We start from the raw sequence: 12125 nt of genomic DNA, 5'->3' as shown, positions 1-12125 counted from the left end.
CCCCGGGTTTGATCCGGGGCCTCTGCGTTGACGCTCGCGCTACTCTGGCGGCGGCCAGGCGGGGGACGTCCCGCCTGGGCGTTTTTTTACGCCAAAACCCACATCGGTATGACGTTGGTATTGCGTCGGTGCTTGCCTAAGCGGCGCGCGCTGCTCTGAGCGAGGCCGGAAGCAGCCGCGCGGAGCTGATACGTGGCATCGGGTTTTCCGCAATCGGCGTCTCTTCACCGTAAAGTGCGATATATTCGGCGAAGTTATCAAAGCTGCTACGGTCAGGCATGTCCAGATAGGTTTCGGACAAAGCACCATCGGCCAGGATCACGTCGTGATTTTCGGTTTCCACGTGGTAATAGGTGATGCTCGCGCCCAGCGCCTTCCAGTCATGCCAGGTGATCGTGTCGCCGTTCACCAAGGCCGAGGCGTTGATGATCATTCCGTCCAGCACCATGCCGTGATCGGCGGTGACGATCAGATCGCGGGTCGGAGCGTCGCCAAACGCGCCCTTGGCGATCTTCACTGGGGCCAGGCGGTCCGCCGGGTTGAACATCGGGTTCGCAGTCACGCGCCCCACCCATTTCACAGGCACATCGCGGCCGTCGGCGGTTGTGACCAGATCACCGATCAGAAGCGATTCGACAGCGGTCTTCCCGCTCGGGGTGGCGATACCGGTGCCCGCGGCGAAGCACAGCGTAAAGTTGAAGGTGACGGTGTCGGTGTCTGTTCCAAACGCTGGGTCCCCGCCAGCTTGGGTCCAATCGCCGGTCACCGTGAATGTGATTGAGGACACGCCGTTGGCGATCAACTCGTCCCGCGTAACCTGATATGTATAATTGGCTAGGGTGCTATCTGGCAACGGAAGGTCGAGCGTAAACGTGCCCACCGTCGCGACGGACTCATAGTTTGTGCTAACATTACTGATTGCTTCACCGCTGCGAGTGAAGACAGAGCCAGTTAGGTCAAGAACGGCAAGTGAAGTGAGGTCAAAATCATAGACATAGTTGTCACGGCTGTCGCCTTGGGCGTTGCCGCCACCTGGATCGGTATCGGTTGCGTCGGTTGTCGGCTCATTGTCGGCAACAAAGAATTCTATCCCACCTGGAAATACACCCATACTCGTTTCCTTTTCTTTAGAGGTCTGCCGGCGATATCACTTTGGCCCCGCGGATTGCGCCCGGACCCCGTGATACCTCGACAATGCGGTTCTGGCGGCCCGGGGTCGTGCGCATATAGCGAACGCGCTTGACGTCTTCGGGGACCGCGCGACGCAACCAGTTCATCGCGGTAGCGCCGAGTTGTTGGTTGTAGGGGGCGATGATCTCGACGATCCACATCCGGTCGCCCGATAGCCAGCTTTTGGGCAGGATGCGACCGTGATGTACCAAGTCATGCTCGGTCTCTGGGTTTAAGAACGCCCAGAGAACAGCCGCGCGCGGCACGCCGTCCAGTTCCAGTATTTTGTAGAAGCCGAGATCAACGGGCGGCTGAATCAGCCGCCGGATCTGCTTTAGTGGTTCGTTTTGGTGCCGACCCGAGCGAAGATACAGAAACGACAACGCTCCATAGGCACGCAGTCCGGCTTCATCCGGATATTCCGCGTGACGATTGGCGTGTGCCTGATGGTCTTCGAGTCGCGCAATTGCGTCCAAAGGTGAGATGATGCGCCCCCAAGATTTAGTTAACGCGCTATTAACCCGGGGCTGGGTCGTGTCAACGGTCTTTTGCGTTACTCCGCCGCTTGAACCTCGGCATCCATGTCCATCTCGGCGAGGTACTTCTCGGCCTCAAGCGCCGCCATGCAGCCCATGCCCGCGCTGGTCACCGCCTGGCGATAGATGTGGTCCGTCAGGTCGCCCGCCGCGAAGACGCCGGGGATGGAGGTCGCGGTGCTGTCGGGCTGGGTCACCACATAGCCGCCCATATGCGTCTCAAGCTGGTCCTTGACCAGCTCGTTCGCCGGGGCGTGGCCGATGGCGATGAAGACGCCCGCGCATGCAAGTTCGGACATCTCGCCGGTCTTGACGTTCTGGACCCGCACGCCCTCGACGGATTTGGGGCTGTCGGCGCCCAGAACGGCGTCCAGCTGGTGGTCCCAGAGCAGCTCGACCTTGTCGTGGTTCAGCAGGCGGTGCTGCAGGATCTTCTCGGCGCGCAGCTCGTCGCGGCGGTGGATCAGGGTGACCTTGGTGGCGAAGTTGGTCAGGAACAGAGCCTCCTCGACCGCGGTGTTGCCGCCGCCGATCACCACGACCTCCTTGCCGCGATAAAAGAACCCGTCGCAGGTGGCGCAGGCCGAGACGCCGAAGCCCTTAAATTCCTCCTCGGTGTCCAGCCCCAGCCACTTGGCCTGGGCGCCGGTGGCCAGGATCACCGCATCCGCCGTATAGGTCGTGCCGCTGTCGCCCACGGCCACGATGGGCCGGGCCTTCAGATCGACGCTGTTGATGTGGTCGCCGATGATCTCGGTGCCGACGGCGCGGGCGTGCTCCTCCATGCGGACCATCAGATCGGGGCCCTGGACCTCTTTGTCGCCGGGCCAGTTCTCGACCTCGGTGGTGATGGTCAGCTGCCCGCCGGGCTGGATGCCCTGCACCAGGATCGGGTCCAGCATCGCCCGGCTGGCATAGACGGCGGCGGTGTAGCCCGCGGGGCCGGAGCCAATGATCAAAACCTTGGTGTGGCGAGTGTCGGTCATAGTCGGCCTCTGGTCAGGGTGAGTCTTTGCGTCAGAAGGATATACCCCTGCGCGCCGCGCCTTCCCAGAGGCAATCGCAGCGTGGCGTTCGCAGGGGCCCGATGTGGCGCGGGAGAGGCCTAGAGCTCTAGTTTGATGTCCTTGTACCCATAGGCGTCACCGTCCTTGTGCTTTCCAGCGCTTGCGGCCATCGCGACGCCTACGATGGGGCTCAGCAGGACCGCCGTTGCCACAGAGTTGCCCTGCCGGGCGGCGGCTGAGAGGTTTTCAGCGGCGATAACTTTCTCTGCCTTTTGGCCCTCGACTTCGCAGGAAAGCCGGATCGATTTGGAGTCCGGGCCGTAGCTGGGCAGGTTGACCGTTGCCGGGGCGGTAAATTCGGCAAAGAATTCGGTGCCGTCGATCCGGCAAGGCACGGCTTCAAGCTCTTCCTTGTTGCTGGTGACCACGACCTCGGTGGCTCGGAAGCCCAAGATTGCGTCGCGCGACTGGCCGCTGCGCAGGGTGATGTTTGTGGCCTCACTCTCTGGCGCCAGGATCTTTTCCGACTTGGTTGAGCAGGCTGCGGTAAAAGAGAGCGCGGCGATCAGCGTAAGGGTGCAAAACTTTTGCATGTCATTCCTCCGGGGAATTTGTTGTGGTTGAAGAAGCTTTGCCCCTTCGGCGCTAGGATGCCGTCGACACCTAGCGCCGGGCGCAACCATAGGGTGACGCGCTGATAGCGGCAACCAGCAAAAACGCCTAGTTACGACGGTTCGTCAGTTGGAACCTATCCAAAAAAGAGACGTTCTTGCTGGCCTTGCGCGTCACATCAACTCGCGCACATCCGTCAGCTTGCCGGTGATGGCGGCGGCGGCGGCCATGCCGGGCGACACCAGATGGGTGCGGCCCTTAAAGCCTTGACGCCCCTCGAAGTTCCGGTTCGAGGTGGAGGCACAGCGCTCGCCCTCGGCCAGCTGGTCGGGGTTCATCGCCAGGCACATCGAGCAGCCCGCAAGGCGCCACTCAAAGCCCGCCTCGCGGAAGATGTCCGCCAGGCCTTCCTCTTCGGCCTGGGCACGCACCAGGCCAGAGCCCGGCACCACCATGGCGCGTTTCACAGAGACCTTCTTGCCCTTGAGGATCTCGGCGGCGGCGCGCAGGTCCTCGATCCGGCCGTTGGTACAGGAGCCGATAAAGACCGTGTCGATCTCGACCTCTGACAAGGGCGTGCCGGGCTCCAGCCCCATATAGGCAAGCGAGCGCTCCACCGCGCCGACCTTGCCGCCATCGAAATCGCTCGGTGCGGGCACGGTGGCGGTGATCGGCAGCACGTCCTCGGGCGAGGTGCCCCAGGTGACCACGGGCGCGATGTCCTCGCCCTTGATGGTCACGACCTTGTCGAAATGCGCGCCCTCGTCGGTGAAGAGCGTCTTCCAATAGGCCAAAGCGGCCTCCCAGGCGGCGCCCTTCGGCGCGTGGGGGCGGCCCATGCAATACTCGAACGTCTTCTCGTCCGGCGCGATCAGGCCCGCGCGCGCGCCGCCCTCAATGGCCATGTTGCAGACCGTCATGCGGCCCTCCATCGAGAGGTCGCGGATCGCCTCGCCGCAATACTCGATCACGTAACCGGTGCCGCCCGCGGTGCCGGTCTCGCCGATCACGCTCAGGGTGATGTCCTTGGCGGTCACGCCCGGGCGCAGCTTGCCGGTGATCTCGACCTTCATGTTGAGCGACTTCTTCTGGATCAGCGTCTGGGTGGCCAGCACGTGCTCGACCTCCGAGGTGCCGATGCCGTGGGCCAGCGCGCCGAAGGCGCCATGGGTCGCCGTATGGCTGTCGCCGCAGACCACGGTCATGCCCGGCAGGGTCCAGCCCTGCTCTGGCCCGACGATATGCACGATCCCCTGGCGCACGTCCGAGACGGGGTAGTAGTGGATGCCGAAATCCTTGGCGTTCTTGTCCAAAGCGGCGACCTGGATGGCGCTGTCCTCGGTCATGTTGGCCGGGTCATCGCGGCCCGCGGTGGTGGGCACGTTGTGGTCGGGCACGGCGATGGTCTTGTCGGGCGCGCGCACCGGCCGGCCGGCCAGGCGCAGCCCCTCGAAGGCCTGAGGCGAGGTCACCTCGTGCACCAGGTGGCGGTCGATATAGAGCAGGCAGGTTCCGTCCTCGGCCTCGTTGACCAGATGGGCGTCCCAGATTTTGTCGTAGAGCGTCTTGGGGGACATGGGTGGGGTCCTCTCCCGTGATGTGTCGTGGAATTCGGTTGCGAAAGGCGCGTAGGGCGGGGTTTACCCCGCCGCCCCCCTAAAGGCCAGCTTGCACGCCGCGCCTTGCGCCGAAGAACCGCCAGGGCAGGCGGTCGTGGTCGCCGATATTGAATACTTGGATCATGGGGGGATTAGCTACGCGCTTCGCGGCCCGGGATCAAGCCTGCGCGGCGGCGGAGGGCCGGGTTTCGGGCGCGCTTTCGAGCTCGGTTAAGAGATCGTAAACGCGCCGCGACGGTTTTTGACGCGAATCGCCCGTTAACCCTAACAAAACCAGGCAATTCGGCGGTCGGCCAAACGTCGGCAAAGCGTCGGACTTGCGTCGGGCACGGGTCGGGCGGAGCCCATGGTTAACAGGCCGCGCGGTGCCCCCGCTTTCCCAGAAGACAGCCGTTCGGGGCCGCCGCCGCAGGGCGATCCTTAACAGATGTACATCTGCACGATATGTCGTTACCATATCAATGTATACGGCGATTCGCCGACTGACCCCCGTCATGCACAGGGTCGTAGTTGAGCAAAGGAGGCACAGATGGTGCAGTTCCTCGATTATGAGATTTCCGTTTCGGATTTTACGGCTTCAGTCATCAATACCGGTTCAGTCACATTCACCAACTCTGGTGCCAGCTTTCGGTTCCAAACATTGAATGGTGACGGAGCTAACAGGATTACTGCATCTTTTAGCAGTGCGTCTATTTCTTCTTTGAACGCCGGTTGGAATACTGGAGCCGCAGGCAATGCTGGCACGCAAGAGGTCTTTACCCTTCTTGCAACCGCTATGGGTCAGACTGTCTTTAACGGCACCGTAAACGCACCGCTTACGTTGGCTGGCCGCATAGGTAACGCGACGATGGACGTCACTTTTGTCGGGCCTAACGACGGCACCTCAAATGTCGTACGCGTGGCGGGTGGCGGAGCTAATCTTGGCAATTTTTCTTTCACCGATGTGGTCGGGTCATTCTCGGCGATCCGATTCACGCCGACAGCGTTTACTGGTAGCAATGCAAGTTTCTTTCTAACTTCCCTAAACGCCACGCTGAGCTGCTTTTGCGAGGGCACGCGGATCGCCACGCCGCAGGGCTTTTCCTTGGTCGAGGACCTCTGCGACGGCGATTTGCTGGCCACCGCGGATGGCGGCACCACGACCGTGCGCTGGCTGGGCCGCAGCACCATCGACACGCCGCTGGCGCATCCCGCCAAGGTCAACCCGATCCGCATCTCGGCGGGCGCGCTGGGCAACGAGCGCGACCTGCTGCTCTCGCCCGACCACGGGGTCTATCTGGACGGGTACCTGGTGAATGCCGGCGCGCTGGTGAATGGCGAGACGATCTATCAGGTCGCCAAGATGCCCGAGAGCTTCACCTATTACCACGTCGAGACGGACGGCCATGAGCTGATCCTGGCCGAGGGGCTGGCGGCAGAGACCTACCTGCCGCAGCACCAAGAGCTCGCCTTCGACAATGACGCGACCCGGCCCGCGCGCGAGATCCCCGAGATGGACCTGCCCAGGATCACCTCTGCGCGCTTGCTGCCCGCAGGTCTCGGGATACGCGCGGCCGCTTGAACGGCGACGGGCTAGCGGGAGGGCTGCATCTGTGACCCCCAGCGGATCTTGGCGCGCCACAATTTTCTTGCAAGAAAATTGCGAAACTCTTGCAAGAGTTTCTTTCGCGCGCCGCGAATTGATCCCTTAAACGCACGCCTTGCTGGTCTGCGGGCCCAACTTTCCTTTGAAGGAAAGTGCAAATCTCTTGCAAGAGATTTGGCGCGCCCAGTTCCAGACCAACCGAGCCTGTCCACGTCCCGTCTAAGCCTCCTCGGCCAGGCGGGCCTCCAGCACGTCGAACGGCACGCCGGGCTCGTCCTTGGCGCCGCGGATCACCAGAGAGGTCTTCACGCTGGCCACGTTATCGGCGGCGGTGAGTTCCTCGGTCAGGAAGCTCTGAAAGGTCGACAGGTCCGGCGCGACGCATTTGAGAATAAAATCCACCTCGCCGTTCAGCATGTGGCACTCGCGCACAAGGGACCATTCGCGGCAACGGGCCTCGAAGGCGCTAAGGTCCGCCTCGGCCTGGCTCAGCAGGCCCACCATCGCAAAGACCTGCACCTCAAAGCCAAGCATGCGCGCGTCCACGTCGGCGTGGTAGCGGCGGATGTAGCCGGCCTCTTCCAGGGTGCGGACGCGCCGCAGGCAGGGCGGCGCAGAGATACCCACCCGCTTGGCAAGCTCCACATTGGTCATGCGACCGTCCTCCTGCAGCTCATGCAGAATTTGGCGGTCTATCGGATCGAGCTTGGCGCCTGGCATAATCCCCTCGGGTCGTTTTGCGGGAGCTTACGCGCGCGCCGCTCTGCGCGCAATAATATTTCACAACAGCGCAAGATTATTTTCTCGAAGCGCCCATCACGGGCCGGTGCCAATTTCTTGCAAGAAATTGGCAAATCTCTTTGTGAAGAGATTTGGGCCATGGGGACCCGGTCGTTCAAGATTAAAGGAGGCTCGTGCAGTCAGGGTGCCGCTGAGTTTCTACATCGGCGCGGCGCCCTTGCGTCCGGCGACCTCTGCGGTTACCTGTAGCCGCCAGCAAAAGAGGCCCGCTTATGGATAAGTTCACAACCCTGACCGGCGTCGCGGCGCCGATGCCGCTCGTCAATATCGACACCGACATGATCATCCCCAAGCGCTTCCTCAAGTCGATCAAGCGCACCGGGTTCGGCGTGAGCCTGTTCGACGAGATGCGCTATAACCGGGATGGCTCCGAGATTGCGGATTTCGTGCTCAACAAGCCGCAATACCGCAAGGCCGAGATCCTTGTGGCGGGCGACAATTTCGGCTGCGGCTCCTCGCGCGAGCACGCGCCCTGGGCGATTAAGGACTTTGGCATCAGCTGCGTGATCTCCACCAGCTTTGCCGACATCTTCTATAACAACTGCTTTAAGAACGGCATCCTGCCGATCCCGCTGCCGCAGGAGCAGGTGGATATCCTTATGGCGGACGCCCAGAAGGGCGAGAACGCGCGCATCACGGTTGATCTTGAGGCGCAGACCATCACCACCTCTGACGGCGAGGTCATCACGTTCGAGATCGATCCCTTCCGCAAGAAGTGCCTGCTGAACGGTCTCGACGACATCGCCCTGACGATGGAGCACGCGCCCAAAATTGACGCGTTTGAGGCCAAGCACGCGGCGTCGCAGCCCTGGGCCTAATTTCCAACTAGCCACTACATGTTGGGGCGTGCCTTGGGCGCGCCTCTTTGCGCCCGCGAAATTGATGCAAAGGCGCACCAGTTTCTCCCCGAAAACGCCTCATTTTTTTTGTTATCTATTCCAGGCACTTGCCGGGTAGAGTGAAAGTGGGCAAAAGTTGGGCGAAGATGAGGCACACCGCCTTAATTGGCGGGATCAAGTTGGAACAAGGGTCGCGGCACTGACCGCGCTCGGCCAGTTTGAGGGGACAGAGCGGTGATCACCCGAATGGCAGGCGCAGTGTTGCGCGCGGCGTTGATGGTGTTGCTGATTGCAACGCCGGCCCTGCTTTTGCCGGGCATTGGCGCAGACGTGACGCAGATCGTCGCCCTGGTGGCGATCTTCGCCGCCGCCCTGACAATCTTTGAATACGCCAGCGTTTACCCCGGCATCGTCGAATTCCGGAGCGCCCCTCCATTCAACCGCCTGCGGTTCCTTGCCCTGTTCTCGACCGTGTTCCTGATCTCTTTGGTGATCCGGGGCGAGGTCGCGCCGACCACGCTGAACCAGTGGGTCACGCGGTTCGGAACGGGCGTCGGCGAGGCCATCGACTTTCCCTATTCGCCGGTGCGCCAGATCGTTCTGCTGCTGCCGGAAAGCGTGGGCGCCGAGCACATCCAACGCGTTCGCATCGCCGCGGGACTGAGCTATTTTTGCTCAATGCTGGCCCTGGCTATCTTCTACTTCTTCGTGCGCGTTAAGAATTGGCCGATGAATTCCGGCCCGTTCAACGTGTGGATCAACATGCCCACATTCGACCCGACCACCAGCGGCGACGTGGTGCAGCGGCTTGAGCGCGACGCGCGCTTTAACATTATCGTAGGGTTTACCCTGCCATTCTTCATCCCAGCGGCGTTGAAAGCATCCGAGAGCCTGTTCGGCCAGGTGACGCTGGACAACCCGCAGTCGATGATTTGGATCGTGGCGGCATGGGCATTCCTTCCCGCCAGCCTGTTGATGCGCGGCCTCGCTATGGGGCGCATTGCCGAGCTGGTGCAGAAAAAACGGCGCAAAACGGCGCGGCAGCAGGCAAAGGGCTTGCAGCCGGCCTAATCCTTTTCCTCTTTTGGACCCTGGCCGCGCAGGCAGAGACCCTACGCGTGGCCACTTGGCATGTTGAGCTTATGCGCAAAGGGCCGGGGCTTTTGCTGCGCGACATGGGGCGGGGCGACCCCCAAGTGAAGGCCGTGGCCGATGTCACCGCGCATGTGGCGCCCGACATCCTGCTATTGACCGGCGTTGATTGGGACTTTGGCGGCGCCACCGCGCGCAGCCTGGCGGACCAGTTGGGCTTTGCCCATGTGCTGAGCCTGGAGCCGAATGCGGGCTTGATGACCGGCTTGGATCTGGATGGCGACGGCAAGCTGGGCGGGCCCGCGGACGCCCAGGGCTACGGCCGGTTCCGGGGCCATGGCGGGATGGTGCTGCTGTCCAAGCATGAGATTGGCAAGGTGGTGGATCATTCCGCCGCGCTCTGGGCAGACCAGCCCGGCGCGCTCTTGCCGGTGGTGGACGGCAAGCTCTTCCCCTCGGAGGCGGCCTATGAGGTCCAGCGCCTGTCCTCGGTCGGGCATTGGGAGGTGCGGGTCTCCGGGCTGCGGCTTTTGGCCTTCTCGGCGGGACCGCCCGTTTTTGACGGGCCGGAGGACCGCAACGGGCGCCGCAACCACGACGAGATCACCTTTTGGGCGCGTCTTTTAGACGGGGAGGCCCGCGTGCCGCTCGTGATCCTGGGGAACGCGAACCTTGACCCCACGGATGGCGACGGGCGCCGGGAGGCCATAAATGGCCTTCTCGCCCATCCCACACTGCAGGATCCGAAGCCGCGCAGCATGGGCGGGGCGGAGGCTGCCTTGGCACAAGGCGGGGTGAACGCCCAGCACCGGGGCGATCCCGCGCTTGATACCGCCGATTGGCGCGACCAGGACGGGCCGGGCAACCTGCGCGTCTCTTACGTTCTGCCCAGCGCCGGGTTGGAGGCCACCGCGGCGGGAGTGTTCTGGCCCGCCGAGGATGATCCCTTGCGCGCGCTTCTAGGTGGCGGGCTGCGCCACCATCTGGTCTGGGTTGACCTGGAACTCTAGCGCCCGCGCGACGGCCTCTTGCACCGGCGTGTGCTGGAAGCCAGGCAGCAGCGCGTCAAAGCGGGCCGCGTCCAGGTGGTGCGGTTTGTTCCAGAGATAACGCATCTCGCGCAGATAGCGCGCCAAGGGCCAGAACGGTGAGGCCATAACCAGAGGCCACCAGGACATCTGAGTCACTCGCACGGGCGTGACCGCATTCACCGCCGCGCCCAGCTCGGCCCCGGTCAGCGTGTAGCCCGGAAAGGTGACATCCTCGAACATGTCCAGCCGGTCGCGCATCCCGGCGAGGCCCACCGCCGCCCGCGCCAGGTCGGGCAGATAGGCCCAGGCGTGGGCCCGGTCCATCGCGCCGGGATAGGTGAACGTCCCACGCGCGGCGCGCTTGGCCATCGCCATGTCGAACCAATTGCCGCTGGCTTCAGTGTCCAAGAAGTCGCCGGCGCGCAAGATGATGGTTCGCACGCCCGCGGCGCGGTAGGCGGCCTCCATCTCGATACGCAGACGCCCCAAGCGGTTCGTGGCGCGGTGCGGCGTGTCGGGAGCAAAGCGCTCTGGCGCGTCGGCGCCATAGACATAGACGTTGCCCGGGATGATGACGGTGGAGCCGCTGGGTTTGGCGGCGGCGATGACCTGTTGGGTGATCGCGGGCAGCTGGCGCTGCCAATCCGGGTATTGCGGGTTCCAGGCGTTCACGATGACATCGGCGCCGCGCGCGGCGCGGTGCAGATCATCGGTGCTGCGGTCAAATCGGCGGACCTGCCAGCCCCGCGCGGCAAAGGCCTGCGCGGCGTTGCGGCCAAAGCGTCCGGAGGCGCCAAGGATCAAAACGGTTCGGGTCATAAGGGTCTCCTCGTTATGCTGATCCAGAAATAACAATCCAGATCAGAATAAGAATTGCCAAAAACTGTGGGTGGTATATTCAGATATGAATGGATGTGCGTGATCTCGACTGGTCCCTGGTGCAAGCCTTTCTGGCGGTGGCCGATACCGGCTCGCTGTCGGCGGCGGCGCGCAGCCTGCGGCAAAGCCAGCCCACATTGGGCCGGCAGGTGCAGGGGCTTGAGGAGGCGCTGGGGGTCGAGATCTTTCACCGCGTCCCAAAGGGGATGGCGCTGACCGATGCGGGCACGGCGCTCTTGCCCGCCGCGCGCGCGATGCAGGAGGCCGCCAACGGGCTGTCCCTGGCCGCCGCGGGTGAGGCCGAGGACCTGGCCGGCACGCTGCGCCTGACCGCCAGCGTCTTTTTCGCGCATCACGTCATGCCGCGCCTCCTGGCGCAGCTCCGCCGCGAGCTGCCGCAGATCGAGATCGAGCTTGTGGCGACGGATGCCACGGACAACCTGCTGTTTCGCGAGGCAGATATCGCGATACGGATGTATCGCCCCACGCAGCTGGATATGGTGACGCGGCATCTTGGGGATGTGGGGCTTGGTCTCTTCGCGGCCACCGATTACCTGCTGCGCCGGGGCCGGCCACGAGACATCGCCGAATTCTCCGAGCATGACTTTGTCGGCTACGACGCCAGCGACCAGATCATTCAGGGCATGCGGGCGCTGGGCGTGCCGGCGGAACGGGATTGGTTCGCCGTGCGATGCGACAACCAGACCGCCTATTGGGAGCTGGTGCGGGCGGGCTGCGGCATTGGGGTGAGCCAGCTGGAGGTCGGCCGGAGCGACCCCGCGGTGTCGCAGATCATGCCCGAGGTCGCGCTGCCGACGCTTCCGGTCTGGCTGACGACCCACGAGAAGCTGCGCCGGACGCCGCGGGTGCGGCGGGTCTGGGATCACCTGGCAGAGGGCCTGTCGCCTCTGCTTTCTTGACCCCGCCGGGGCGCCGGGATAGGCGGGGACCGAG

General features: G+C 63.3%; 12 protein-coding genes. 5 read left to right on the top strand and 7 right to left on the bottom strand.

Annotated elements, in window-relative coordinates; translation table 11 throughout:
• Positions 1 to 136: 136 nt before the first annotated feature.
• The 5 genes from AIOL_RS01525 to leuC all read right to left on the bottom strand — a co-directional run bounded on the left by AIOL_RS01525 (position 137) and on the right by leuC (position 4902).
• Positions 137 to 1111: a Hint domain-containing protein gene (locus tag AIOL_RS01525; protein ID WP_082152374.1), complete on the bottom strand. Its 975-nt coding sequence runs from the start codon at positions 1109 to 1111 to the stop codon at positions 137 to 139.
• A 16-nt stretch (positions 1112 to 1127) separates the two neighbouring features.
• On the bottom strand, positions 1128 to 1646 hold the full coding sequence (locus tag AIOL_RS01520) for a toxin-activating lysine-acyltransferase (protein ID WP_160314383.1): 519 nt from the start codon (positions 1644 to 1646) through the stop codon (positions 1128 to 1130).
• A 77-nt stretch (positions 1647 to 1723) separates the two neighbouring features.
• Positions 1724 to 2692 carry a thioredoxin-disulfide reductase gene (gene trxB / locus AIOL_RS01515; RefSeq protein ID WP_049641259.1) on the bottom strand — a complete coding sequence of 323 codons (969 nt, stop codon included), beginning with the start codon at positions 2690 to 2692 and terminating at the stop codon, positions 1724 to 1726.
• 119 nt (positions 2693 to 2811) lie between these two features.
• Entirely contained in the window at positions 2812 to 3306 is a 495-nt protein-coding gene (locus AIOL_RS01510; RefSeq protein ID WP_049641258.1) for a hypothetical protein, read from the bottom strand.
• 192 nt (positions 3307 to 3498) lie between these two features.
• Entirely contained in the window at positions 3499 to 4902 is a 1404-nt protein-coding gene (gene leuC / locus AIOL_RS01505; protein ID WP_049641257.1) for a 3-isopropylmalate dehydratase large subunit, read from the bottom strand.
• An 817-nt stretch (positions 4903 to 5719) separates the two neighbouring features.
• Between leuC and AIOL_RS24180 the strand changes: the two genes are divergently transcribed.
• Entirely contained in the window at positions 5720 to 6505 is a 786-nt protein-coding gene (locus tag AIOL_RS24180) for a Hint domain-containing protein (RefSeq protein WP_235438823.1), read from the top strand.
• Positions 6506 to 6748: 243 nt separating this feature from the next.
• Here AIOL_RS24180 and AIOL_RS01495 read toward each other — a convergent pair whose 3' ends face one another.
• Positions 6749 to 7249 carry an Lrp/AsnC family transcriptional regulator gene (locus AIOL_RS01495; RefSeq protein WP_049641255.1) on the bottom strand — a complete coding sequence of 167 codons (501 nt, stop codon included), beginning with the start codon at positions 7247 to 7249 and terminating at the stop codon, positions 6749 to 6751.
• Between the two features lie 293 nt (positions 7250 to 7542).
• On the opposite strand from AIOL_RS01495, the gene leuD reads away from it, so the two are divergent.
• From leuD to AIOL_RS01480, 3 genes are all read left to right on the top strand, one after another.
• On the top strand, positions 7543 to 8148 hold the full coding sequence (gene leuD, locus AIOL_RS01490) for a 3-isopropylmalate dehydratase small subunit (RefSeq protein WP_049641254.1): 606 nt from the start codon (positions 7543 to 7545) through the stop codon (positions 8146 to 8148).
• A 279-nt stretch (positions 8149 to 8427) separates the two neighbouring features.
• The gene (locus AIOL_RS01485) at positions 8428 to 9240 is read left to right on the top strand and encodes a hypothetical protein (RefSeq protein WP_326973076.1); all 813 of its coding nucleotides are present in this window, start codon (positions 8428 to 8430) and stop codon (positions 9238 to 9240) included.
• A 47-nt stretch (positions 9241 to 9287) separates the two neighbouring features.
• Positions 9288 to 10271: an endonuclease/exonuclease/phosphatase family protein gene (locus AIOL_RS01480; RefSeq protein WP_082152371.1), complete on the top strand. Its 984-nt coding sequence runs from the start codon at positions 9288 to 9290 to the stop codon at positions 10269 to 10271.
• On the opposite strand, the gene AIOL_RS01475 is transcribed toward AIOL_RS01480, so the two are convergent.
• The gene (locus AIOL_RS01475; RefSeq protein WP_049641909.1) at positions 10221 to 11111 is read right to left on the bottom strand and encodes an epimerase; all 891 of its coding nucleotides are present in this window, start codon (positions 11109 to 11111) and stop codon (positions 10221 to 10223) included. The two genes, AIOL_RS01480 and AIOL_RS01475, sit on opposite strands and share 51 nt — an antisense overlap.
• Positions 11112 to 11200: 89 nt before the next feature.
• On the opposite strand from AIOL_RS01475, the gene AIOL_RS01470 reads away from it, so the two are divergent.
• A complete protein-coding gene (locus AIOL_RS01470; protein ID WP_049641252.1) occupies positions 11201 to 12091 on the top strand; it encodes a LysR family transcriptional regulator in 891 nt (296 codons plus the stop codon).
• Positions 12092 to 12125 lie beyond the last annotated feature (34 nt).

This window comes from Candidatus Rhodobacter oscarellae, assembly GCF_001078595.1.
In the GTDB taxonomy this organism is placed as follows: Bacteria; Pseudomonadota; Alphaproteobacteria; order Rhodobacterales; family Rhodobacteraceae; genus Rhodobacter_B; species Rhodobacter_B oscarellae.
This window is presented reverse-complemented; position numbering and strand designations above follow the sequence as displayed.